19 protein-coding genes are annotated in these 26,281 nt (G+C 53.7%); 1 reads left to right on the plus strand and 18 read right to left on the minus strand.

Translation table 11 applies throughout. The annotated features are described in order from the left end of the window. Window positions 1-8 precede the first annotated feature (8 nt). The 10 genes from AC4FIC_RS13660 to AC4FIC_RS13705 all read right to left on the minus strand — a co-directional run bounded on the left by AC4FIC_RS13660 (window position 9) and on the right by AC4FIC_RS13705 (window position 14,276). Window positions 9-1,427, minus strand: coding sequence for an FAD-dependent oxidoreductase (locus AC4FIC_RS13660; RefSeq protein ID WP_476195122.1), 1,419 nt, complete (start codon window positions 1,425-1,427; stop codon window positions 9-11). A 17-nt stretch (window positions 1,428-1,444) separates the two neighbouring features. Then, window positions 1,445-5,890, minus strand: coding sequence for a glutamate synthase large subunit (gene gltB, locus AC4FIC_RS13665; RefSeq protein WP_273284671.1), 4,446 nt, complete (start codon window positions 5,888-5,890; stop codon window positions 1,445-1,447). A 277-nt stretch (window positions 5,891-6,167) separates the two neighbouring features. Continuing rightward, the gene (locus AC4FIC_RS13670) at window positions 6,168-7,610 is read right to left on the minus strand and encodes an SPOR domain-containing protein (RefSeq protein WP_145980214.1); all 1,443 of its coding nucleotides are present in this window, start codon (window positions 7,608-7,610) and stop codon (window positions 6,168-6,170) included. 77 nt (window positions 7,611-7,687) lie between these two features. Beyond that, a complete protein-coding gene (aroB, locus tag AC4FIC_RS13675) occupies window positions 7,688-8,773 on the minus strand; it encodes a 3-dehydroquinate synthase (protein ID WP_273284673.1) in 1,086 nt (361 codons plus the stop codon). Between the two features lies 1 nt (window position 8,774). Next, window positions 8,775-9,293 carry a shikimate kinase AroK gene (aroK, locus tag AC4FIC_RS13680; RefSeq protein ID WP_273284675.1) on the minus strand — a complete coding sequence of 173 codons (519 nt, stop codon included), beginning with the start codon at window positions 9,291-9,293 and terminating at the stop codon, window positions 8,775-8,777. Further along, entirely contained in the window at window positions 9,293-11,407 is a 2,115-nt protein-coding gene (locus AC4FIC_RS13685; protein ID WP_287419356.1) for a type IV pilus secretin PilQ, read from the minus strand. Before AC4FIC_RS13685 ends, aroK begins: the two co-directional genes overlap by 1 nt. Before the next feature lie 41 nt (window positions 11,408-11,448). Next, the gene (locus AC4FIC_RS13690; protein ID WP_100256051.1) at window positions 11,449-12,015 is read right to left on the minus strand and encodes a pilus assembly protein PilP; all 567 of its coding nucleotides are present in this window, start codon (window positions 12,013-12,015) and stop codon (window positions 11,449-11,451) included. Then, window positions 12,012-12,647: a type IV pilus inner membrane component PilO gene (locus tag AC4FIC_RS13695; protein ID WP_227003741.1), complete on the minus strand. Its 636-nt coding sequence runs from the start codon at window positions 12,645-12,647 to the stop codon at window positions 12,012-12,014. Before AC4FIC_RS13695 ends, AC4FIC_RS13690 begins: the two co-directional genes overlap by 4 nt. Continuing rightward, complete coding sequence (locus AC4FIC_RS13700; protein ID WP_100256050.1) at window positions 12,644-13,213, minus strand: PilN domain-containing protein; 570 nt, start codon at window positions 13,211-13,213, stop codon at window positions 12,644-12,646. The genes AC4FIC_RS13695 and AC4FIC_RS13700 overlap by 4 nt, the downstream gene beginning before the upstream one ends. Continuing rightward, a complete protein-coding gene (locus tag AC4FIC_RS13705) occupies window positions 13,200-14,276 on the minus strand; it encodes a pilus assembly protein PilM (protein ID WP_100256049.1) in 1,077 nt (358 codons plus the stop codon). Before AC4FIC_RS13705 ends, AC4FIC_RS13700 begins: the two co-directional genes overlap by 14 nt. 322 nt (window positions 14,277-14,598) lie before the next feature. On the opposite strand from AC4FIC_RS13705, the gene AC4FIC_RS13710 reads away from it, so the two are divergent. After that, window positions 14,599-16,962, plus strand: coding sequence for a penicillin-binding protein 1A (locus AC4FIC_RS13710; RefSeq protein WP_227003808.1), 2,364 nt, complete (start codon window positions 14,599-14,601; stop codon window positions 16,960-16,962). A 72-nt stretch (window positions 16,963-17,034) separates the two neighbouring features. Here AC4FIC_RS13710 and pnp read toward each other — a convergent pair whose 3' ends face one another. From pnp to AC4FIC_RS13750, 8 genes are all read right to left on the minus strand, one after another. Further along, the gene (gene pnp / locus AC4FIC_RS13715) at window positions 17,035-19,152 is read right to left on the minus strand and encodes a polyribonucleotide nucleotidyltransferase (protein ID WP_100256047.1); all 2,118 of its coding nucleotides are present in this window, start codon (window positions 19,150-19,152) and stop codon (window positions 17,035-17,037) included. 237 nt (window positions 19,153-19,389) lie between these two features. Next, window positions 19,390-19,659, minus strand: coding sequence for a 30S ribosomal protein S15 (rpsO, locus tag AC4FIC_RS13720; protein WP_100256046.1), 270 nt, complete (start codon window positions 19,657-19,659; stop codon window positions 19,390-19,392). A gap of 134 nt (window positions 19,660-19,793) precedes the next feature. Then, on the minus strand, window positions 19,794-20,714 hold the full coding sequence (gene truB, locus AC4FIC_RS13725; RefSeq protein ID WP_100256045.1) for a tRNA pseudouridine(55) synthase TruB: 921 nt from the start codon (window positions 20,712-20,714) through the stop codon (window positions 19,794-19,796). A 2-nt stretch (window positions 20,715-20,716) separates the two neighbouring features. Beyond that, window positions 20,717-21,130 (minus strand): 30S ribosome-binding factor RbfA, encoded by a 414-nt coding sequence (gene rbfA, locus AC4FIC_RS13730; protein WP_100256044.1) that lies wholly within the window; start codon window positions 21,128-21,130, stop codon window positions 20,717-20,719. 70 nt (window positions 21,131-21,200) lie between these two features. Further along, window positions 21,201-23,804: a translation initiation factor IF-2 gene (gene infB / locus AC4FIC_RS13735; RefSeq protein WP_100256043.1), complete on the minus strand. Its 2,604-nt coding sequence runs from the start codon at window positions 23,802-23,804 to the stop codon at window positions 21,201-21,203. A gap of 17 nt (window positions 23,805-23,821) precedes the next feature. Beyond that, entirely contained in the window at window positions 23,822-25,315 is a 1,494-nt protein-coding gene (gene nusA, locus AC4FIC_RS13740; protein WP_100256042.1) for a transcription termination factor NusA, read from the minus strand. A gap of 68 nt (window positions 25,316-25,383) precedes the next feature. Further along, window positions 25,384-25,839 carry a ribosome maturation factor RimP gene (gene rimP, locus AC4FIC_RS13745; RefSeq protein ID WP_100256041.1) on the minus strand — a complete coding sequence of 152 codons (456 nt, stop codon included), beginning with the start codon at window positions 25,837-25,839 and terminating at the stop codon, window positions 25,384-25,386. Next, window positions 25,809-26,281 (minus strand): hypothetical protein (locus AC4FIC_RS13750; protein WP_476195124.1); only part of this gene is annotated, 473 nt, incomplete at its 5' end. The genes rimP and AC4FIC_RS13750, both read right to left, overlap by 31 nt.

The raw sequence follows: 26,281 nt of genomic DNA on the forward strand, positions 1-26,281 counted from the left end.
GGGCCGACTTAAACGCCTAAATAGTCCAACATCCCTTCGGCAGCCTGACGCCCTTCGTGGATGGCGGTAACCACCAGGTCAGACCCGCGCACCATATCGCCACCGGCAAAGACCTTGGCATTAGAGGTTTGGAATTTATACTGCGCCTTTTCGGGCGCGACGACCCGTTGCCGGGCATCCAATTCGATCCCGAAATTGGCAAACCAGGGCGCCGGACTTGGCTGAAAACCAAAGGCGATCAGCACCGCGTCGGCGGGAATGATCTCTTCGCTGCCGGCAATCACTTCCGGATGGCGACGGCCCGCTGCATCGGCTTCGCCCAGGCGGGTTGAGACCACTTTAATGCCCTCGACCCGGGTCTCACCGATAATGGCGACCGGTTGCCGATTGAAGCGAAACTGCACGCCTTCTTCCTTGGCATTGGCGACCTCTTTGCGCGAACCGGGCATGTTTTCTTCGTCGCGCCGATAAACACAGGTCACGCCGGCCGCTTGCTGGCGAATGGCGCTGCGATTGCAGTCCATTGCGGTATCACCGCCGCCCAAGACCACCACCCGCTTGCCCGCCAGGTCGATAAAGTCGGCCGGATTTTTTTCCCAACCCTGGTTGTGATTCACATTCGCGATCAGGAACGGTAGGGCTTCATGCACACCGGCCAAGTCTTCACCGGGGAAATCCCCCTTCATGGCGGTGTAGGTGCCCATGCCCAAAAATACGGCATCGTATTCATCAACCAGGGCCTGGAAGTCGATATCGACCCCGACCTCGGTATTGAGACGGAATTCGATACCCATCTCTGTGAAAATTTCGCGGCGCCGTGATAATACCGATTTTTCCAGCTTAAATTCGGGAATGCCGAAAGTCAGCAGACCGCCTACTTCAGGATTTTTGTCGAATACCACCGGCTTGACCCCATTGCGGATCAAGATATCGGCCGCGCCGATGCCGGCCGGTCCGGCGCCGACGATGGCAACTCGCTTACCGGTCATCACCACCTTCGACATATCCGGCTTCCAGCCCATGGCCAGCGCGGTATCGGTAATGTATTTTTCGGTGTTACCAATGGTCACGGCACCGAACTCATCGTTCAAAGTACAGGCCCCTTCGCACAGACGATCCTGCGGACAAACCCGACCGCACACCTCGGGTAAGGAATTGGTTTGATGGCTGAGTTCAACCGCCTCTAATATGTTGCCCTCACTAACCAGCTTGAGCCAGTTAGGAATGTAGTTATGCACCGGGCATTTCCATTCACAATAGGGCGTGCCACATTCTAGGCACCGATGCGACTGCTCAGCCGCCTGACGCTGCCCCATGGGCTGGTATATTTCAACAAACTGCTGTTGCCGCGCAACTAGCTCTTTTTTGGCCGGATCTCGACGGCCGACATCCAAAAACTGAAAATCATTGTGTAAGCGATTGGTCATCTTGTGCTCTCCGTCGATTATTCTGGGCGTGCCCGGGTGCTAGACAATAGATCCGCTAAACTGGCGGCCTTGGGTTTGACGAGCCAAAACTTCGAGACATAGTCGTCGAAATTATCCAGCAATTCGGCACCCCACGCGCTGTGGGTTTCCGCAACAAAGGTTTCGATCACCCGAAACAGATGATCACGATAGCCTTCCATTTTCTCAGTACTGACGCGGTGAATATCCACCAGCTCGCGGTTATATTTGTCGGCAAAGGAATTTTCCAGATCCAGTACATAGGCGAAGCCACCGGTCATGCCGGCACCAAAGTTACCTCCCACCTTACCCAGCACCGCGACCATGCCGCCAGTCATATACTCGCAGCAGTGGTCGCCAGCGCCTTCGATAACCGCATGGGCGCCGGAATTGCGCACGGCAAAGCGTTCACCGGCCGCGCCGCCAGCATAGAGGTTGCCGCCCGTGGCGCCATAAAGGCAGGTATTGCCCATGATCGAAGTCTTTTGGGTTTCAAAGGCGCTGCCCTTAGGTGGACGGATCACAATCTTACCGCCGGCCATGCCCTTACCGACATAGTCGTTGGCATCGCCGTCGAGGATCAGGTGCAAACCACCCGCGTTCCAAACACCAAAACTCTGCCCGGCAATGCCCGACAGCTTGAGCGTAATAGGCCGATCGTTCATGCCCAGGTTGCCATATTTTTCGGCAATGGCACCCGATAAGAGCGCACCCAGGGAGCGATCGCAGTTACCGATGGTGAAGCTGAATTCTCCGCCACTCTTGGCTTCGATCGCCGAGCGCACCGCGGCAAATATTTCGCGCTGCTTGGTGCCCTTGTCGAATGGCACATTGCGCTCGACCTGACAGGTCTGCGGACGGTCCGCGGGGACATGATCACTGTGCAACAGATGCGACAGATCGAGATTCTGACGTTTACCGGTTAGATCGGTACGCACCTTTAACAGCTGCGTTTGCCCGACCAGTTCGCCCAAGCTGGCATAGCCCAGTTGCGCCAGCAGCTCGCGAACTTCTTCGGCGACAAAGCGGAAATAGTGCTTGACCATATCGACCGTGCCACGGAAATACTGCTCACGCAGCGTCGCATCCTGAGTGGCCACACCGGTAGCGCAGTTATTCAGGTGGCAGATGCGCAAATATTTACAGCCCAGTGCGACCATAGGTGTAGTGCCGAAACCGAAACTTTCGGCACCCAGAATGGCAGCCTTAATAACGTCCATGCCGGTCTTCAATCCGCCATCGGTTTGCAGCCGTACGCGATCGCGCAACATATTGCCGCGCAAGGTTTGCTGTACTTCAGCCAAACCCAATTCCCACGGCGAACCGGCGTGCTTAATCGAGGTCAGCGGGCTGGCAGCGGTGCCACCGTCATAGCCTGAAATGGTAATCAGATCGGCGTAAGCCTTGGTGACACCGGCGGCGATGGTGCCAACCCCCGGCTCGGAGACCAACTTAACCGAGACCAATGCCTTGGGATTGATTTCCTTAAGATCGAAAATCAATTGGGCGAGATCTTCGATCGAATAGATATCGTGATGCGGCGGCGGCGAGATCAAGGTCACGCCGGGCACGGCATAACGCAGTTCGGCAATCAGGCTGTTGACCTTACCACCGGGCAGCTGACCGCCTTCGCCGGGTTTGGCGCCCTGAGCGACCTTGATCTGCAGAACTTCGGCACTCATTAAATAGGCTGGCGTGACGCCGAAGCGGCCCGAGGCCACCTGCTTGATTTTGGAGCGGCGATTGGTGCCGTGACGCCTTGGATCTTCACCGCCTTCGCCTGAATTGGAGCGACCACCGAGTTCGTTCATCGCTACCGCTAAGGATTCATGCGCCTCCGGCGATAGAGCCCCGAGGGACATGGCCGCGGAATCAAAGCGCGTATAGAGCGACTCAACCGGTTCGACTTGATCCAATGGAATCGCTGGGCGCGCGCTGTCGAGGTTAAAAAGATCGCGTAAGGTCGCCGGCTCGCGGTCATTGACCAGTGCGGCAAACTCCCGATAGCTGGCGGAGTCGCCAAGCTGCACCGCCTTCTGAATAGTGGTGATGACCTCAGGGTTAAAGGCATGGTATTCACCCTCATGGATATACTTGTACTTGCCGCCCTGATCGATCCGTTTGCGCGGCAGCCAAGCCAGCTTGGCCAGCTGGTCGATTTCTTCTTGAAAGTGCTTGAATTGGGCGCCCTGAATACGACTGGGGACACCGCTGAAACAGAAATCCACTATTTCATCGGCCAGACCGACCGCTTCAAACAACTGCGCGCCTCGATATGAGGCGATGGTTGAAATACCCATCTTGGACATGATTTTCAACAGGCCCTTATTGATGCCTTGGCGATAATTTTTATGCAGCAAATGATGATCGCCGAGCAACTCGCCGGTGCGAGTCATATCGTCGATCAGCTCATAGACTAGGTAGGGGTAGACCGCAGTCGCGCCGAAACCTATTGCCACGGCAAACTGATGCGGATCGCGGATGGCACCGCTGTCCAAGACTATATTGGTATCACAGCGACGGCCGCTATTGACCAACCGATGATGCACGGCGCCAGTGGCCATCACAGCGGGTATGACCCGTTGATTGGCCTGCAAGAGGCGATCGGACAGAATCAAAATTTTCACCCCGTCCCGACTGGCAAGCTCAGCCGCATCCGCCAAGTCACGCAGCACCTGCTCCAAGTCCTCGGCCTCGCTGTAGCCCAAGCTCAAAAGTTGATGGCGAAACTGCGGCGATTCCTGACGCTTCATGTTTTGAAACTTCAGCGGCGAGAGCACCGGTGATGCGAGGATTAGGCGGGTCGCGTGCTCGGCCTGAGGGTTAAACAGGTTGGCCTCGGGCCCCAAGCAGGTTTCCAATGACATCACGATCGATTCGCGCAATGGATCGATCGGTGGATTGGTGACCTGAGCAAACTGCTGGCGAAAATAGTCGGTCACCGGGCGGATCTTATGCGACAGCACGGCCATCGGGGTGTCATCGCCCATCGAGCCCACAGCTTCCTGACCGGTTTCGGCCAACGGTCGAATCACCTGATCGCGCTCTTCGTAACTAACTTGGAAGAGCTTCTGATAGGCCTGCACCTCATCTGGATTCATCGAGGAGCCATCGCCCTCTTCGGCCAATTCAAAGCGGCTGCGCAAGCGCACGGCGTTTGCCTTGAGCCAGTCTTTATAAGGTGCCGCCTTCTTGAGGCGATTATCGATGGTGTCGGTTTCTAGGAACTCTCCGGTCAGCGTATCGATGGCTAGAATTCGACCCGGGCCCACGCGCCCCTTAGCGACCACATCTTCCGGCTTGTATTGAAAGGTGCCCACTTCCGAGGCCAAGGTGATATAACCATTTTTGGTAATCACCCAGCGCGCCGGCCGCAGTCCATTTCGATCGAGCAGGCAAACGGCATAGCGACCGTCAGTCAAAACGATACCCGCCGGGCCGTCCCACGGCTCCATATGCATGGAGTTAAATTCATAAAAGGCTTTGAGCTCGGCATCCATATGCTCGACGTTATGCCAAGCGGGCGGAATCATCGTGCGGCAGGCACGAAACAGGTCCATGCCACCGAGCAGCATTAGCTCGAGCATGTTGTCCATGCTGGAGGAATCCGACCCGGTGGTATTAACCAACGGCTGCAGGTCCTCCAGATGCGGAATATTGTCATTGGCAAACTTACTAACGCGCGCGCGCGCCCAGTTGCGGTTACCGGAAATAGTGTTGATTTCGCCATTGTGCGCAAGCAGTCGAAAGGGCTGCGCCAGCGGCCACTTGGGCAGGGTATTGGTGGAGAAGCGCTGGTGAAAAACACAGATACCGGTTTCCAGCTTCTCATCGGCCAGGTCGGGATAAAAGCTCGGCAGATCGACCGGCATCACCAGCCCCTTATAGGACACCACGGTGTGCGACAAGGAACAGATATAGAATTCTTCATCCGCAACCATGGCCTGCTCGGCCTTACGTCGGGCGGTATAGAGCTTGACCGGCAACTCTTCTTGGCTGGTGCCGGTAACAAACACCTGTTGAATATCGGGTAGGCAATCGATTGCCATCGGTCCGCAGACCTGGGTATCGATCGGTACCGAGCGCCAACCGACTACGGTCAATTGTTGGGCGAGTAAACTGGCTTCCAGGGCCTGCTTGCCCGCGGCATTTTTGGCAGTATCCTGGCTCAAAAAGACCATGCCGACCGCGAAATGTTCGCCCAGATCCACTTGGAACTGCTGCCAAGCCTTTTCGGCGAAGAATGTCTTGGGCATCTGGATCAGCAAACCACAGCCATCACCGGTTTTACCGTCGGCGGCGATGCCACCGCGGTGCGTCATACAGGTAAGCGATTCGATTGCGGTCTGCAACAGGTGATGGCTCTGCTCACCTTGCATATGGGCAATCAGGCCGAAGCCACAGTTGTCACGAAATTCCGCCGGATTGTATAGACCTTGACTCATATCGACCCTCTTCTTTCCTGATTTGACAGCTACGGCCATTGCTCCGAGGGGCAAGCCACTCATACACAACCGCTAAACATCATAAGATTGATACCATTGAGTCTAATATTGACTTGGCGCGAAAAATATTTATAACGGTATATTAAGAGGGTATTTTTATCTTGAGGCCTACTATGAAAGGGTTTTGACAGGATGAGGGAGGGGCTAAACCCGGCTATGCTGGGCTAGCCCTCAAGGCAGTAATGCTTGCCCGAACGAGCGCGGGACCTGCGCGGGGCTAGCGAACCGCTTCGGTCCGAATTGACTTAAAGGTCCGAATCCAGGGTGTTTGATCCTTAAATATCGCGGGCAGCCCTGCTGTAGCCTGCAGCGCCGCTTCCTTGGTATCAAATTGGCCATGAATTAAGATAAACCAGGCCTTGCCCTTGTGCACCGACTCAACGATATCGACTGACTCTAACGCAGCAAACTGGGGTAGCAGCTGTTCCAGCATGGTCCTGTCGCGCACCCCGATCAGTTGCTGGGTAAAGGCCTCCGGAGCGCCATTCGTTAAAAGCCGCGCCTTGGCCGGTGCCGCAGCGACCTTAGTAACGCTCACCGGTACTTTAACCGACTGGGGTTCGGCCGACGGCACCACAGCCTTGGGCAGTTCGACTATCTTAGCGGCTTGCGGCGCCTCGGGGGCTACAGGCGCGAGTATCGTCGTGTCCGCTAGGGCTATGGGCGTTTCGAGCAGTGCGACCGGCTCCTCCTTTGCGACCAGGTTCTGCTGCTTGGCCTCAACGCTTGCAACCGCCTCGGCGAGTTTCTTCTCCACCGCCGACATCGGCTGCACAGCGACGGGAACGATGGTGACGACCTCACGCTCGCCAACACTTTCATTATAGACATAGGCAATAACGACGAGCACCACGGCGGCCAACCCGGCCATCACATGGGTGAAAGGAAATGAACGACCCTTTTCGCCAGTCTTAAAGGTGGTACTGATCAGGTAGTCGCGCGCCAATTCATTCAGCCGATCGGGCAAGCCACCCGCCATCTGATTCAAACGGTGAATATCCTTAACACCGATGGGCACGCCGGAGACATTGCCGGCGCCAATCAGTCGATCCTTGATGTACTGCTCGGCCGCGGTGTCATTGAACCTTTCGAGCGGATGCGCATACCAATCGTCTTCATCGAGCGGTGCGACGAAATCATCGAGACTGTTACATAACCAGAGTTGACGCACACGCGACTCTAATGCCTCGCCGGTACCGCGTAACAACTTTAATTTAGCTAAGATATCGACCGGCAGACGGTCGGCAAATTGGATAACAATCAGAAAGGACTCGTCGTTGTGGGTGCGGGCTGCGGTAATCTCAATAATTCGTTGCAACAATTCATCGGCGTCGGCGTCGAGCCGCAAGCCAAGACCCAGCTGGCCAACTATTTCGCGCAGTAGATCGACCAGGGAATCGGTCTCCGACCCATCGATCCAGGCAACACGCCAATGCTCTTCGAGCATTTTTAGCACCTGTTGTGCCAACATTCGCTTGCCCGTACCCGCCTGCCCCAGGACTAAGCTGTCCTGATGACTGTAGGTAAGTAAATGCCGAATGGTTTCAGCCGTTTCGTAACGCCCACCAGCACCACTGAACACCATGGCGTCCACCAGCGCACCAAAGGGGTCGTGTTGAAGATGGTACATTGACTGCATTCGTTCTGTTTGTTCCGACATGTCCACCGCTTCTGCCCTCAGTTTCACGTCGGTTCATTTAAACGACAAAAGGTCTGGCTGTCTAGTTGCTTGGACGACTATCCGTCACAAAAAGCGGCTAAAGTGTCTTTTAATGCGGAGGGGTCGAATTCTGCCGTCAGAAAACCATCACCCAGGGCCCGGACTAAGACCAAGCGCAGGGTTCCGGCGTCGACCTTCTTATCGCGATACATGGCGGTCAGAAAGGAATCTACGGTCATTTTGTCCGGAGCCTGTATCGGCAGACCGGCCTGCTCGACCAGGTGAATAATACGTTCGGCCAGCGCGGGTTCGATCAGACCCAGACGGCTCGACAGGTCGGTCGCCATCACCATGCCCACGGCGACGGCCTCGCCATGCAACCATTGGCCGTAGCCCATGGTTGTTTCGATGGCATGGCCGAAGGTATGACCAAAATTCAAGATAGCACGCAGCCCCTGCTCGGTTTCATCCTGGGCGACCACAGAGGATTTGATCGCACAGGAGCCGGAAATAACCTCAATCAGCGCACTCATATCGAGCGCGAAAATGTCCGCGAGTCGGGTCTCGAGCATGGCGAAATAGTCCGCCCCCTGAATCACGCCATGTTTGATCACCTCGGCAAAACCGGCCGCGAACTCATTCTTCGGCAGCGTCGACAGGGTACTGGGATCAATAAAGACCGCGAGCGGCTGTTTAAAGGCACCGATCATATTCTTACCCAAGGGATGATTCACACCGGTCTTACCACCCACCGATGAGTCAACTTGGGACAGCAGGGTGGTCGGTATCTGGACAAAATCAACACCGCGTTGATAGCTAGCCGCCGCAAAGCCGGTCATATCACCGACGACCCCGCCACCCAGGGCCACCAAGACCACCTTACGACTGAAGTTTTGCGCCAACAACTCATCGTAGATAAGATCTAAGGTCGCGAGATTTTTATATTGTTCGCCATCGGGCAGGATCACGGCGGCTACTTGTTTGCCGCTCGCCCGTAAGGGCGCCATAACGCGCTCAAGATACAGCGGGGCAATGGTGTCGTTGGTGACGATGAGGATTTCTTGTTGGGTCAGAGTCGCCTGCAGCAGACGCTGGTCCGATAGGCAGGGGCCGATATGGATAGGGTAACTGCGGTCACCGAGTTCAACTTGATAGGTTTTCATTTTAGATTTCATCTAGAAAATTGAGAATTTCGTGGACCACCAGCTTGGGCGGCTTGCCATTAGTGTCGACCGTCAAACGGCCACTCTGTTGATAGAGCGGATTGCGCAGTGCCGCCATCGCCACCAACACGGGTTCAGGATTGCCGGTCTGCAAGAGGGGCCGGTTTTTGTCTTTTGCGGTCCGCTCCAATTGTTGCTCGATCGACGTCTCTAGATAGATGATTCGATCGGACATCGCCAACATGTTGCGATTTTCCGGCCGCAATATACAGCCACCGCCGGTGGCGATGATCTGCGCAGGGGTATCGAGGATAAATTCCAGAGACTGAGTTTCGCGCTCACGAAACCCTTCTTCACCTTCAATATCAAATATCCAGGCAATAGAGGCTCCGGCTCGCTCTTCGATGAGCCGATCCAGGTCGACAAATTCGAGCGCCAACTGTTCTGATAATAGCCGGCCAATGGTGCTTTTGCCCGCACCCATCGGCCCGATAAGTATTATATGCTGTGTTGATTCCATCAGTTTGAGACAAGACCCTCTTCAACCAATCTGGGTGTGATAAATATTAACAGTTCGGATTTTTCATCCGAACTAATAGTCCGTTTGAACAGATAGCCGATAAACGGCAAATCGCCCAGAATCGGTGTTTTTTGGGTGCTGGTGCTTTTTTCAACCCGATAGACTCCGCCCAATACCAGAGTCGCGCCGTTTTCCACCAAAACTTGGGTGGTCACCGAATTGGTATCGATCGCGACCAATCCCTCTGAGGCTTCCGGTGGTGAGATGGAATCCTGGTTTACCGTTAAGTTCAACACAACCCTATTGTCGGGCGTAATCTGGGGCGTTACCTCGAGCTTTAAGCCCGCTTCGATCAACTTGCCCAGAATAGCGACATTTTGACCGGAAAAGATAGTCGCCTGCTGACCATCGGAGGTAATAACCTTAGGTTGTGATATCACTTCAGCCTGGCCCAAGCTCTCCAGAGCGGTAATTTCCAAGTCCAAATTAAACAGCCCGCGCAGAAAGCCTACCGCCAACGATCCGGTATTTTGCTCTAACGGCAAGTTAACCGCCAGTGCGTCCGGAAAAGATGTCGTCGCACCGGCACTGTTTATCGACGTCACGTTTTGCTCGAGTGACCCACTAGCGACGAAGGTTGAGCCGAGTGCGTTTTGCGTCAGCGCTCCACCCCAACGAATCCCCATGCCTTCGCCGACCGAGGTGCGCGCCGTCACGATGCGCGCTTCAATTAATACCTGGCGGACCGGAACATCAAATATCGCGATGGCCTGGCGTATGTCTTCCAGATTCACCCCGGTATCGGTAATGATCAGGGTATTGGTGCGTTCATCTACCGCAACCGAGCCCCGTTTCGATAAAAAGCCATTGGCGCTCGTGGTCGTGGTGACGGGATCTTCACCGGTACTCGACTCCGTTACCGAACTGGTGGTGACATTCGACTGAATAATAGCAGCCAAATCAGTCGCCTTGGCATAATTAATTTGCACATATTCGGTCCGCAAGGGGGCCAATCGTTCGGCCTGATCTCGCGCCGTCAGCTCCAACCGCTCTTGTTCTGCCAGCTCTGCGGCCGGGGCCACCAACAAAACATTACCGTTTTGCCGCTTATCCAGACCATTGGTCTTGAGCACTAGATCCAAGGCTTGGTCCCATGGAACATTATTTAACCTTAGGGTAATGCTGCCGCTGATTGAATCCGATGCAACCAGATTTATGCCGACGTAGTTGGCGATAATCTGCAATACATCTCGGACTTCGATATCTTGGAAATTCAACGACAGCTTATCACCATTGTAGGGGAATTTCTCTTTCAGCCGCGCCTCAGACTCCGCCTCGGTGAGCTGATTGACCTCAACCGTCATGCTGTTGTCCGACTGATAGGCTAGATAGTCGTAGTCACCATCGACTTCTAAGCGGATTAACACGCCGTTGTCTTCGTTATAAACATTAATAAAGTGCACGGCCGTGGCAAAATCGACGACGTCCAGCCGGCGACGTAATTCAGGGGGCACTTCGAAGTCTTCCACCCGGATCATAATATTGCCACCCTGCTCGAACACCGAGGCATTGGCCGCCGAACTGGCAAACTCGACCACCACCTGCCCGGCACCGGTTTCGGTGCGGCGAAAATCGACATTCTTGATTTCATTGGCCACCGTTGCAGTGCGTTGCGAGCTCATTGGGGTGCTGACATTGGTCTCAGGCGAACTAACAAGAGCATTGGTCTTTTGCTCCGCCAAGGCCGCCACCCCTTCGCCAATAAAAATCGACACCACATTGCCGTTCACGGTCGAGGCATAGCTCACCAGCTTGGTTAGGCTAAAGACCACGCGGGTCCGCCCACCGGTATCCAGGATCGCCGCATTGCGGGTATTACCGCTGCTGATCTGAATATACTTCTCGGCCAGCTTGCTCTGAGTGTCCGCAAAATCTAACGAAATTCGTGCGGGGCTCTCGATGCTGTAGCCCACCGGATCCGGCGCAGCGCCGTCAAAGGTAAGGAGTATCTGGGTGCGGTCCCCAGATAGGGACGACACCTCAAAATCGGTTAAATTAACCGCAAATGCATGGGTCGCAAATAGTACAGCGAAGAAAATTGAAACCTGCTTCATTTTTTGTTGCACCTTCACAATGATCACCTCAAGACGCTGTTTTATTGATCCAACCCGACAAGAATCAAAACCCTTGGGCGCTCGACCCAGTTTTCTTTTCCAGTTGGCACTATTTCTATTAGATCAATTTGAGTTTCGCTAATTTCTATAATTCGACCGAAGTTACGACCTAAATAATTCCCAGCCTTTACCCGGTGTACTTCACCCTGACCATCTTTGACTAGGGCCCAGAGCGTGACGTCGTCGGTATAGCCCGAGAGGGTGCCGACCATGGCAATGTTCTCAATACGAAAGGTTTCTAAATACTCCTTTACCCGCAGCTGATCCGGCCGAATATTGCTTCTCGGTGCGCTTTTCTCTTCCTGTATCAATTCCACCGGCCGAGGCACCTCAAAGGGGGAGCGCTTACTGCTCGCCGTATAGGAGACAAAGTCCGGCGCTAAAAATACCGGCGGCGGTTCGATGGCGCCTTTGGGCTTGGCATCCTGCTCCTGCACGAAGGCCTTCAGGTCGGTCAAGGGGTCGGTGCGCACACAAGCCACCGTTAACGCCGATGCCATCAGCACCAGGAACATCCGGCTGGCGTGATTGCGTAGATACGGATTCATCGCTCATCCCCTTTGTAGCGGTAGGTCTTGGCCTCGATAGTCATCATCAAGGGCGCCTCCCCTTCCGCATCCGACCGATTGGCAGCCCCTTTGATGCTAAAGTTGTGCAGGGTCACGATTCGGGGAATGGCCGACATCGAGCTGACAAAGTTACCCATCTCATGGAACGAACCGCGCACCGTGATAGCAATCGGCGTTTCTATATAAAATTCCTGAGTGATATCGGCGCTAGGCGTTATCTTGTCGATTTCCAGTCCGCTTTGAGTGCCGGTGGTGCTGATATCATCGAGTAGGCCAGGCATCTCAGAGTCATCGGGCAATTGCGATAAGAGTGTGCCAAAGGTTTCCTCCATTTCGACCAACTGCAGCTTAAAGGCGTCTAGGTTAGCCACCTGGAACGATTTACTTTGATATTGCTGCTTCAAAGTGGGCTCCTTGGCCAGCGCGCCCTGGAAGCGAACCTTGGAGTCCTTTACCGCAAACCAATAAAAACCGAAGACGATGAGCACACTGATTAACACCAGGGTGGCTAATTTAATCGCCAAGGGCCATGAGCCCATATTGTTGAAATCGGGGTTTTGGTAGTCAAAATTCTCCTGTTTGAAGCCGTCGAGAAATTCCTTCATTTTCATGACTGCACCTCCTCCTCTTTTAGAGGATTGACCCGATTGACCCGCACGTTGAATTTATGACCGATCACTTCCTGGCCATCCTTGATCGACTCCATACCCATCATAAAGGCGGCATCAAACCAGGGAGAGGTGTCCAAATTACGCAAGAAGTCGGAGATACTGACAGTTTTATCGGCTCGGGCGGCAATGGTAATGGTACTGCCCGCTGACGCGAGATCGAGAAAATACACGCCCTCCGGAGTAGCATTGACCAGCTCTTCGAATATATGCACGATAATCGGCCGATCGCCCTGCAGGCTTTGAATCACACTCATCCGTTCGATCAGTTGCGCGCGTTGTTGGCGCAGGGATTGGATTTCTTGGATCTTAGAGTCCAAATCCGTAATCCGACTCTCGAGGTAGGCATTGCGGGCGCTCTGAAAATCGATTTGCCCCTGAACCGTTTGATTCCAGTACCAGCCGCCAGCCGCCGCGACCACGGCAATGCCGGCGAGTACGGTGACGAATTGACTCTGTCGCGCCTTGCGGCGCTCTTCGCGCCAAGGACGTAGATCAATATTTGCCATCTTGAAAGCTCCTCAGCGCCAAACCGCAAGCAATCATCATCGCTGGCGCATCATTGGTCAGATTCGCAGCATTGACCTTGCCCGATAGCGTCATATTCGCAAAGGGGTTAGCAACCAGGGTATTGGTGCCGATTTTCTCCTGTACACGCTGCGCGAGGCCTGGGATAGAGGCGGTACCACCGGCTAAAATAATATAATCGACATCGTTGTATTGGGAGGCTGCAAAGAAGAATTGCAACGAGCGGCTAACCTGCTGCACGACCGCCTCCTTAAAGGGCTCCAACACTTCGCCGCGGTAGTCATCGGGCAAACCGCCCTGCTTTTTCGCCAAACCGGCCTCGGCTTGGGTCATGCCATAGCGGCGCATGATTTCTTCGGTGAGCTGTTTGCCACCGAACAACTGCTCGCGGGTGTAGATGATCTTACTGTCGTTTATGACACTGAGCGTGGTCATGGTGTGACCCACGTCGACGATGGCAACGGTGATACCCTCCTGGCTGTGCCGCAGTTGAGGCATCATCAGGGTATAGGCCCGCTCCAAGGCGAAGGCCTCAACATCGACCGCGACACAGTTCAGATTCGCAATGCCTAAGGCCGTTTCTCGGTATTCGACATTTTCTTTTCGGCAAGCCGCTAGTAGGACGTCAACCAGATTGTCCCCCTTGGATGAGACGCCCTGAACTTCAAAGTCGATCGCGACCTCATCGAGCGGATAGGGGATGTATTGATCTGCTTGAACCTGGATATCGGACTCCATCTGTTCGTCGCTGAGACCGGCACTCATTTCAATGATTTTGGTGATCACTGAGGACCCGGCGACCGCGACGGCGGCATCGGTTAACTTAGTGCGCGACTTGGATTTCAGCTTTTCAATGGCCTCGCCAACGCTGGCCTCGTCGTTGATGTTTTTCTCGACCACTGCGTTGTCGGGCAGCGGTTCCACCGCATAAGCTTCAATTCGATACCCATCACCTGAACGACTCAGCTCCATTAACTTCACCGAAGTGGAACTAATGTCGATGCCAAGCAACCTTTTCTGCTTCTTTTTAAATAAGGAGGCCACCGATAATTCCCTTTTATAACATGCACTTACGTGCACTTATTAGTTTTTACATTAAATATTACATATCACTCTAGACCAATCCGCAATGTATAAAAAACTCGAATTTAAGCTTATAATCCACACTTGGTGTCGAATGTTTGGCGTAACTTGTTAATTTTCTTGGAAAATTATGAACTTCATTGGTAAATCAATACGTTTTCTAATATGGGCACTTTTTGCTTCGATTTGCGGCACAGTTCTCATTTCCGCCAGCATGTATCTCTACTTGTCTCCGGCGCTGCCCAATGTCCAGACTTTGAAGGACTTCAAACTGCAAACACCCATGCGGGTGCTCAGCGCTGATGGACAACTTATCGCAGAGTATGGAGAAAAGCGTAGATCACCTTTGACCTATCAACAAGTTCCGCCCCGCTTTGTCCAAGCGCTGATCGCGATCGAAGATAAGCGCTTTGAAGAGCATCGCGGGGTGGATCCGATTCGCTTTAGCCGGGTTGTGCTTGACTTGCTGATTACCGGCGATCGGGAGGGTGCCGGCGGCTCTACCCTGACTCAGCAGGTCGCGCGCAACTACTTTCTCACTCAGCAAAAGACTTTCACGCGTAAGTTCACGGAAATACTGCTGGCCCTAAAGATGGAAAGTGAACTGTCTAAGTCTGAAATTTTCGAGCTCTATATCAATAAACATTTCCTCGGATACCGTTCTTATGGCATTCAGGCCGCGGCAACCGTCTATTACGGCCGAGACATCAACGACCTGACACTGCCGCAACTAGCGATGATTGCCGGCTTACACCAGGCGCCCTCGAGCGCCAACCCGATCGCCAACAAACAGCGCGCCAAGAAGCGACGCAATGCCGTTTTATCCGCCATGCGGGTGAATCAATTTATCACCGACAGCGAATATCAAAGCGCCATTGAAGCGCCTATTACGGCAACCTATCATGGTAATAATCCGGAGTTTGAGGCCTTCTATTTGGCTGAGATGGTGCGCGCTGAGATGGTGGAACGGTTCGGCTTGGCCGCCTACGATGACGGCTATACGGTCTATACCACGGTCAATAGCGACCTGCAGAAGGCAGCCAATCGCGGTGTACGCAAGTCGCTGGTCGATTACTCCCGGCGCCATGGCTATCTTGGCCCAGAGCAACACCTGAGCGGTCAGGATCCCAGTCAACAGGTCGATATGGCCGGGCTGAACGAGCTCTATCCACGCGGCGGTCTGGTGCCCGCGCTCGTGGTACCAGGTGACGAATTGGGTTTGTACGTTATTCCCAAGGGCGAAACCACCCCGGTCTTGTTGCCTATGGCGGATCTGAGCTGGGCACGTAAGCGCATCAAGGTGGATGAGAAGGGGCCGGCGATCAAGGTGCCTGAGGATGTTGCGGTGCCCGGAGATATAGTCCGCCTGGAAGCCACCGGGCAAGGCTGGCAACTGGCTCAAATCCCCTTTGTACAAGGCGCCTTGGTGGCGCTCGCGCCGCTTGATGGCAGCGTCCAAGCACTTGTGGGTGGCTTTGACTATCAGCTATCCAAATTCAACCGCGCCGTGCAGTCCAATCGTCAGCCGGGATCGAACTTCAAACCCTTCGTCTACAGTGCCGCCTTGGACAAGGGATATACCCCGGCGACCATTGTCAACGACGCACCCATCGTGCGCTCGGACTCCACCCTAGAAGGTGTCTGGCGACCGAAAAATTCTGGCGACCGTTACCTTGGCCCCATTCCCTTGCGCCAGGCTTTATATCAGTCGCGTAATCTCTCTAGCATCCGAGTTCTGGACGATATCGGCATTCGCTATACCCGTGATTATATCAGTCGGTTCGGCTTCGATAGCGAGCGACTGTCAAATGATATGACTCTGGTGTTAGGTAGTACCGCCATGTCGCCGATGGAGATAGCCACCGGCTACGCCGTTTTTGCTAATGGCGGCTATCAGGTTGAACCCTATTTTATCGATCGAATCGAAGACTCTAATGGCAACATCGTCTTTCAGGCCAACCCGGCGATCGTCTGTCGCGGTTGCCCCGAGGCGCCCAATGTTTTTGCGCCGGCCGACTCCAGCCAAAGCACGGCCATCGATATCCAGCCCCTTGCCCTGAACGTTGATGAAGGTTCGGCCAGCGCGCCGTCGGTGCCGATTGCGGTGAAGCGTTACGCGCCTCAAGTGGTGTCACCGCAGACGGCCTTTCTGATCGACTCCATGCTCAAGGATGTGGTCTTGCTCGGCACGGCTCGGGCGGCAAAACGCGCCTTGCCGCGTGACGATCTAGCGGGCAAAACCGGCACCACCAACGACGCGGTGGATGCCTGGTTTACCGGTTATAACGGCGATTATGTGGCCTCAACCTGGGTCGGTTTCGACTCGAATACGTCGCTTGGCTACAACGAGTTCGGTGGCAAGGCGGCACTGCCTGGGTGGATTGAATTTATGACCGTGGCCCTGGCCAATAGACCGAGCAATAACCTGCCGCAACCGGTCGGTATTGTGCAAGTACGGATCGACCCGAAGACCGGTTTGCTGGCAACACCGAACACCAAGGATGCCCGCTTTGAGTTCTTTAAGGCCGACAATGTGCCCACAACCTTCACCAGTACTACGCTCAATATTGACTTCAGCGTTGAGCAACAGGCACCCACGACGGCGCTCGACGGCCAGGCCGACGACTCGCCTGAGATACTTTTTTAACGGCGGGAGGCATTAATTGCAGGCAAAAAAAACCCGCCGGTTGGCGGGTTTTTTTGCGTCTAGACCGGGCCTTTAGGCTGTTACTTTGGCCTTGTCTTCTTCAGTTACTTCTTTCATCGATAACTTAACTCGACCGCGGGCGTCGACGTCCAATACCTTAACGTAGACCTCTTCCCCTTCTTTGATCTTGTCGGACACCTTCTCTACACGCTCTGCAGCGATCTGAGAAATGTGCACCAGGCCATCTTTACCCGGCAAGAAGGTTACGAAGGCACCAAAGTCGGCCAGTCGTGCAACCTTACCGAGGTAGACCGTACCGATCTCAGGCTCAGAGGTAATGGCCAAGATACGATCACGGGCCGCGTTGGCCGCTTCCTTGGTCGGCGCATAGAGACGAATAGAGCCGTCATCCTGGATATCGACCTGCGCGCCAGTCTCTTCAACGATGGAGCGAATCATCGCGCCGCCCTTGCCGATTACGTCGCGAATCTTGTCCTGATCGACCCGCATGGTCTGCATGGTCGGGGCATTATCGGGCAGTTCTGGACGCGCATAGCCAATGACCTGGGCCATCTCGCGGAGAATATGCAGACGCGCTTCCATGGCTTGCTCGAGCGCAATTTCCATAATCTGTTCGGTAATGCCATGGATTTTAATGTCCATCTGCAGCGCCGTAATACCGTTTTCGGTACCAGCAACCTTAAAGTCCATATCACCCAAGTGATCTTCATCGCCCAAGATGTCGGTCAATACGGTGAACTGATCACCCTCTTTGACCAGACCCATGGCGATACCGGCCACCGGGAACTTAACCGGCACGCCAGCGTCCATCAGGGCCAGAGACGCACCACAGACGGATGCCATTGATGACGAACCATTGGATTCGGTAATCTCAGACACGACTCGTACAGTGTATGGAAAATCGTCGATCGACGGCATCATGGCCAAAACGCCACGTTTAGCCAACCGACCATGACCGATCTCACGACGACCAATGCCACCCATACGACCGGCTTCGCCGACGCTGAACGGAGGAAAGTTATAATGCAGCATGAAGTTGTCGGTCACAGTACCGGCCAACATGTCTTCCATCTTACCGTCACGCAACGTACCTAGCGTCGCGGTGACCAAAGCCTGGGTTTCGCCTCGGGTAAACAGAGCCGAGCCGTGGGCCCCGGGCAGTACATCGATCTCAACCTTGATCGGACGAACGGTCTTGCCGTCTCGGCCATCGATACGCGGGTGACCATCGACGATGCGCTTACGCACGGTAGCCTTTTCAATTTTGCTGAACATGGCGCTGACCGACTCTTTCGAGGTTTCGCCATCCGCGCTGGCTAAGGATTCGATAGCCTCGGCACGCAGAGCAGATAGGGCGGTGTAACGCACCATCTTGTCGGCCACCTGATAGGCGTCAGAAATACGCGCGGTAAAGGCGTCAGCGACTTTGGCTTTCAGCTCAACGTTCTCAACAGCAGGCTGCCAATCCCAGCTTGGCTTGCCGTTTTCGGCGGCAAAGGCTTTGATCGCTGTGATCGCGGTTTGAAATTCTTCATGCGCGAACAATACCGCACCCAACATCTGATCTTCAGACATTTCTTGGGCTTCCGATTCAACCATCAAGACCGCATCTTCGGTACCGGCAACAACCATGTTCAAACGCGAACCGAGCAGCTCTTCGTAGGTCGGGTTGAGCTGGTAGCCGTTGGCATCGGTGTAGGCAACGCGCGCGGCGCCAATAGGACCACTGAATGGAATGCCAGAGATGGCCAAGGCCGCCGAGGTCGCCAGCATAGCAGCGATATCCGGGTCATCGGTCTTGTTGGCCGACAGGACGTTGATAACAACCTGCACCTCATTCATAAAGCCCTTAGGGAACAAGGGCCGAATTGGACGGTCGATCAGACGCGAGGTCAGAGTTTCTTTTTCGGACGGACGACCTTCGCGCTTCAGGTAACCACCGGGAATGCGACCAACTGCATAGTGCTTTTCTTGGTAATGCACGGACAGCGGGAAGAAATCCTGGCCCGGTTTGGCCGAGTCGGTGGCCACAACAGTCGCCAGCACGATGATGTCACCAATGGTACACAAAGCCGCGCCGGTGGCCTGGCGGGCAATACGACCGGTTTCCAGGGTGACGTTCTTGCCACCAAAGGTAAAGGTGGTGGTTTTCGGGATAAGTTCAAGCACGGTAATTTCCTCGTAGAGACGGTAACAACGATGCTTCTATCACTGCGCTGGAGGGTATCGCAAGATGCTCAAGCACACTGATAGAAGCCCCAATGCAATACTGGGCGGTAATCGTTGTTAGGCCGTTTTTTATGGGTGGAGTCAATATAGAAGTCGTAGCAATGGCAGTCAACAAGGTCGTCGGCAGCCGAAAATGACAAAAGGCCCCATTGGGGGCCCTTTTTAGAGAACGCGGTCTTATCGACGTAGGCCGAGACGCTTGATCAAGGTTGCGTAACGAGTAACATCTTTGCTCTTCAAGTAATCCAACAGCTTACGACGCTGGTTTACCATCCGTATCAAGCCACGACGCGAATGGTGGTCTTTCGCATGTTCCTTGAAGTGAGACTGCAAGGTCTCGATGTTGATCGTTAACAGAGCGACCTGAACTTCAGGAGAACCTGAATCACCTTCGCTTTGACCGTATTCTTTGACAATTTCTGCTTTCTTTTCGACGCTTAATGCCATCGTTTAGTTACTCCATGAATGTGCTATTGATAGAAAATGCTAGCCGTGCACATTAACAGCTGCATTCCTGTCATCATCGACCAGACTGATGAACGGTGGAAATTATACACGAGGGCTGAACACGAACCAACCTCTTAAACATCTGCCCGAGCAATTAGCCGTTCAGGCTGCAGCCGGCCCACGTCAGAGACTTGCCCGACACCCAAGAAATCCTGATCCGGGCCATAGACCCGGGCCTGACCCGGCGCATGATCGGTCTGCACGTCATTGCCATTGGAGAAATACTTGGCCCGATCCGCCGTCAATTGGATCACCGGCAGATCGATCAGTAGCTGGTCGATCGAGATCAATAGCTGATCCATCTCATCGATAGCACCGCGCTCTTGCAGCTCGATCAGGGCGTCCAAACTGATCGCTTGGGCGATATTAAACTGGCCGTGCTCCGTGCGGCGCAACGCAGTAACGTGCGCAACCGTGCCCAATGCAACGCCAATATCGGCCACCAAGGTACGAATATAAGTACCCTTGGAGCACTTTACTTCTAGGCTAAGGTCAGGACTGGCCCAAGCGTTCAGGCGGTTCTCGAAGATGCTCACCGGACGCGCCGTCAATTCAATTTCGATGCCCGCACGCGCCAACTCATAGAGCTTCTTACCATCGCGTTTTAGGGCCGAATACATCGGTGGAATCTGTTCGATCGGGCCGACAAAACGATCTCTCAGGACGGCCTCAATGTCGGCGGCACTCAGCTCCGGAACCGCAGCGGTGGCAATGATCTGCCCTTCGGCGTCGAGCGTGTCGGTGGCGATACCGAGTAGACCCGTGGTCAAATAACGCTTATCGGCATCGAGTAGAAATTGGGTGAACTTGGTTGCCTCGCCGAAACAGATCGGCAGCAGGCCAGTAGCCAAGGGATCAAGCGCACCGGTATGACCGGCCTTCTGCGCCTGGTATAGCCAACGTACCTTTTGCAACAGTGCATTGGAGGAAAAGCCGTGCGGCTTGTCGACTAGGAGCACACCGTTGAGTGGGCGCCCTTTGCGGCGTCGAGCCATCTTTATTCTTCCTCTTCGGACGCCTGGGAGCGCAACGTGTCTTCTGATACGGCACGGTCGATCAGCGCCGATACCTTGGACCCGGAGTCAATAACCGCGTCGTAATGGAACCGGAGCATCGGTATTACCCGCAGACTGAGCCCGTGAGCCAAACGCGTGCGCATAAATCCCGCCGCATTATTGAGTACCTTCTGCTGCTCGATGCGGGTCTTCGCTTGGGCTTCTTCGTCCGCCTGCGGGCCAAAGGCCATGCAGGTAAAGTAGATCTCGGCATAGGACAGGTCGGTTGACACCTTGACGTCATTGACCGTGACCATACCGACCCGAGGGTCCTTCACTTCTTGTTGGATTATCTTAGACAGATCGCGTTGAATCTGATCCCCAATTTTCCGAATGCGGCTCATATTACTGGCCATATCACACCTCTCTAAAACGAAAAAAACCGGCCAGCCGCGAGGCCTGGCCGGTTTCTATTTATTACTGCAATTAGTCGTCGATGGTACGGGCGACTTCACGGATATCAAACACTTCAATCTTGTCATCGACCTGGACGTCGGTGTAGTTCTTCACACCGATACCACATTCCATACCCTGACGAACTTCCTGGACATCGTCTTTAAAGCGCCGCAACGACTCGAGCTCGCCTTCATAGATCACGACCTCTTCACGCAACACACGGATCTTCTTGCTACGATGCACAGAGCCATCGATAACCATACAACCGGCTATCTGACCGTATTTGGGTGAATTAAAGATGTCACGCACAACCGCTAGGCCGACGAACTCTTCACGCAATTCAGGTGACAACATGCCGTTCAATGCCGCTCGGACATCATCGATCAGGTCGTAGATAACGTTGTAGTATCGTAAATCCAAACCACCGCGTTCGATAACTTCTCGGGCATTGCCGGTCGCACGAACGTTGAAGCCGAACACTACCGCATGAGCGCTGATAGCCAGATTGGAATCGGACTCGGAGATAGCGCCAACACCACTGGACACTATATTAACCTTAACCTCGTCGTTACCCAGCTTGAGCAATGAACCGGTTATGGCTTCCAACGAACCGCGGACATCCGCCTTCAGGACGACGTTGAGCACTTTGCGCTCGGAACCGTCCATGTTGGCAAACAATGCATCCAGCTTTGCAGCCTGCTGCAAGGAATGTATCGCGCCTTTGGTGCGCGAGTAGCGCAGGTTAGCAACATCGCGTGCAGCCCGTTCGTTCTCGGCAACAACAAACTCATCACCGGCATTGGGCGTACCGTTCAGGCCCAGCACTTCAACTGGAATCGACGGTCCTGCTTGATCAGCCGGCTTACCGGTCTCGTCAAGCAGGGCACGTACCCGACCGTAAAAGGAACCGGCCAAGATAACATCACCGCGCTTCAATAAACCCGACTGCACCAGGACGGTAGCAACCGCGCCACGTCCTTTGTCCAGGCTGGATTCGATAACCACGCCTTTACCAGGACCGGTGTGGTGAGCTCGCAATTCCAGCAATTCAGCTTGAAGTGACACGGCTTCTAGCAATTCGTCGATGCCTAGACCCGAATGGGCCGACACTTGGATAAATTGCGTATCACCGCCCCACGATTCCTGAATAACACCGTGCTGCGAGAGCTCGTTGATCACGCGTTCCGGATCAGCGCTTTCTTTATCCATCTTGTTGATCGCGACCACGATCGGCACGCCGGCTGCACGCGCATGTGTTACCGCTTCGATCGTCTGAGGCATAACCCCATCATCGGCGGCGACCACCAAGATAATAACATCGGTCGCCTTGGCGCCACGGGCACGCATGGCGGTAAAGGCCGCGTGTCCTGGTGTATCCAAGAAGGTAATCATGCCGCGGGCAGATTCCACATGGTAAGCACCAATATGCTGAGTAATACCGCCTGACTCGCCGGCCGTAACTCGAGACTTACGGATAAAGTCGAGCAAGCTGGTTTTACCATGGTCGACGTGACCCATTACCGTGACGACCGGTGCACGAGGACCGACCTCGCCACTGTAGGTAACTTCCATCATGGTATCTTCGAGCAGGTTATCGTTAACAATAAGGTATTTGTGACCCATTTCTTCGGCGATTAAAATGGCCGTATCCTGATCAAGCGGCTGATTCACCGTCGCCATCACACCCATCTTAAACAACATCTTGACCACATCGGCCGACTTAACGGCCATCTGTTGGGCCAATTCGCCAACGGTGATGCTTTCACCAATTTCCACGACACGAATAACTGGCGCCGTCGGTTTTTCGAACTGGTGCTCAAGATTCTTCTTCGCTTTCTTGGCCTTGCGGCGACGGGCGCTGAAGCTATCCTCGTCGAGCGCTGTCAGCATCTGTTGATGCTTGTTGCCCGAACGGTGCGTTGATGCACGTTGCACTTCAGCTTTCTTGCCAACCTTCTTGTGACCGGCTTTGCGGCCACTGTCAGCAGCTGCTGCATTACCATCTTCCGTGCGTCGAACCGGCTCGCGATCCTTAGAATGTTTCTTCTTATCGGAGGTGCGGTCTTCTTTACCCATCTTCGCTTCAGCGCCGGCAACATCGCCTGCTGGAGCTACGCTAACGTTTGGCTGACTGAGCGCTGCGGCGCCTTTAGACGGCTCAGTACTGTCGGCTTCAGAATTCTGAACGCCTTGATTTTCTTTGGCTTTCTTTTCTAAAGACGCCTTCAAACGCGCCGCGTCAAGCGTCGCATCTTCTTTGGCACGCTGAGTGGCACGATCGTCTTCAACCTTAACAACCGGGACACCTGCACTGTCTAATTCTGCGCCTTCTACTTCATCGCGTTTCACATAGGTTCGTTTCTTGCGAACTTCGATGCTAACGGTTTTAGATTTAGAGCCACCGCCGGACTTTAAGGTCGTGGTGATTTTCCGCTTGAGGGTAATCTTGGTTGGGGCATCACTGCTCTCACCATGACTGCTCTTCAAATGCGACAACAACTTATGCTTCTGGTCGTCATTCACCGAATCTGATTCGTTCTTATGTGGTAAACCGGCCGCACCCATCTGAGTGAGCAGTTTTTCCACTGGCGTGCCGACGGACTCGGCTAACTGTTTTACCGTAACTTCTGACATAGAGCTCTCCTTACCGCCTATTCGTTTTCAAACCATGGTGCGCGAGCAGCCATAATGAGTTTGCCGGATTGTTCTTCTTCCAGACCCGTAGCTTCCATAAACTCATCAATGCTTAACTCTGCGACATCTTCCATGGAAACAATGCCTTTACTTGCTAATACAAGCGCTAAGTGTTCATTCATGCCTTCAAGGGCCAACAAATCTGCATGGGGCTGCGCAGATTCGAGTTCTTCTTCAGAGGCCAATTCCTGCGTGAGCAGTATATCTTTAGCCCGCTGGCGCAACTCATTAACCAAGTCTTCGTCAAAACCGTCGATTTCCAGCATCTCGCTAAGGGGCACATACGCCACCTCTTCCAGCGTGGTGAAACCTTCTTCGACAAGCGCAATGGCGATTTCTTCATCTATATCCATCTTGCTGACAAAATGACTAACGAGCTGTCCTACTTCCTGTTCTTGCCTGGCACCTGCCTCATCTTCGGTCATGACATTAATTGTCCAGCCCGTCAGTTCACTGGCCAAACGAACATTCTGTCCGCTCCGACCGATGGCCATCGCTAAGTTCTCTGCCGCGACGGCAACCTGCATGGAATTGGTTTCTTCGTCCATTACTATGGAGGCGACTTCTGCAGGCGCCATGGCATTAATAACCAACTGCGCAGGGTTGTCGTCCCAGAGAATAATATCGACTCGTTCATTGCCCAGCTCATTCGAGACGGCCTGAACACGTGAGCCGCGCATGCCGACACAAGCACCGATCGGGTCAATGCGCTTATCATTAGTCTTAACCGCAATTTTTGCCCGTAGACCTGGGTCACGAGCACAAGCGCGGATATCTAACAGCTCTTCTTGAATCTCCGGCACTTCTATACGGAACAATTCAATTAGCATATGGTTGCTTGATCGACTCAACTCAAGCTGGGGGCCGCGACCTTCAGGCTTGATGCTGTGCAGGACGGCTCGAACGCGATCCGACATGCGGAAATTTTCTCGACCAATCATCTGCTCTCTAGGCAACACGGCTTCAGCATTATTGCCCAAGTCGAGGATAAGACCTTCACGCGAAACCTTCTTGACCGTCCCGGACACCATCTCACCAATCCGATCACGGTAGGCATCAACGATTCGAGCGCGCTCGGCATCGCGAACTTTTTGCACTATTATCTGCTTGGCTGCTTGGGCGCTGATGCGGCCGAATTTTTCGCCTTCGATTTTTTCTTGATAAACATCACCCGGCTGTAAGGTTAGGTCAACCTCATGCGCTTCCTGGGTTGTCCACTCAGAACCGAGGGTAGGGACTCCGCTATTGTCCATTACTAACCAACGACGGAAGGTTTCATATTCACCGGTCTTACGGTCTATAACGACGTAAATATCGGGCTCTCCTTCGTCATTCAATCGCTTTTTCGCGGCGGTTGCTAAAGCCAATTCCATCGCGTCGAAAATTACTTCGCGGGAAACGCCCTTCTCATTTGCAACTGCATCTACGACTAGGAGAATTTCTTTACTCATCGTTTCAGCCCCTTCCTTTCGCTTGAGCGTAACCGCTCGTTGAATTTAAAATCATTATTAACTAAAAATTACTTAAAGTTCGGAATGACCCGACCTTTCTCGACACTTTCGATGGGCAGTAAAAACTCGACACCATCGACCGCCACAATTACATTTTCATCTTCAATACCGCCGAGCACGCCTTTAAAGTTTTTACGGCCTTCAAAGGCATGGCGCAATTTAATTTCAGCCCATTCACCAGTATAAGCGGCGTACTGTTCAATAGTGAACAGCGAGCGGTCCATACCAGGAGAAGAGACCTCAAGACTGTAGTTTCCAGTAATGGGATCTTCGACGTCCATTACGGCGCCAACCTGCCGGCTTACTTCCGCACAATGATCAACATGAATACCATCTTCGTGATCGATAAAGATCCTCAGCGTTGAAAACTTACCATTACGCAGATATTCAATACCCCACAGGGTAAAGCCCATTCCTACTATCACAGGCTCAATCAAAGCCTGTATTTCATCGTTTTTTGCCACGAATAACGCCTATTCTTACCTTGTAACATCATTCTAGAAAAATTCAGAATGACAAAAAAAGGCCAACTGCAGCAACACAACAGGGTACCTTGTGTCGCCAGAGGCCCATCCACACCAAGCGCACCAAAAAAAGCAACGCTCAAAAACCAAAAAACCCCTACATGAGGGGCCTTAAATACATCCTTTTTTCGAAACACCCCCAGGTATTTCAGCGCATGCTTCACAGCAGGCACTTTAACCAATGCTGCGCGGGATAAACCCACCCAGACTTTGATCATACAACGGCTTACCAAAGCAAACCGTTCCTTGCATCTCAATTGCCTGCGCAACCAAATTTGAAACGGTCCGCGCTCGGCGACGACCTTGATCGGCAATGCCGATTTGTTCGCCTGGTTTCGGGTTTTACGCCAAAACCCAATTGGTAGCGGGGGCCGGATTTGAA

Source organism: Reinekea sp., from assembly GCF_982785585.1.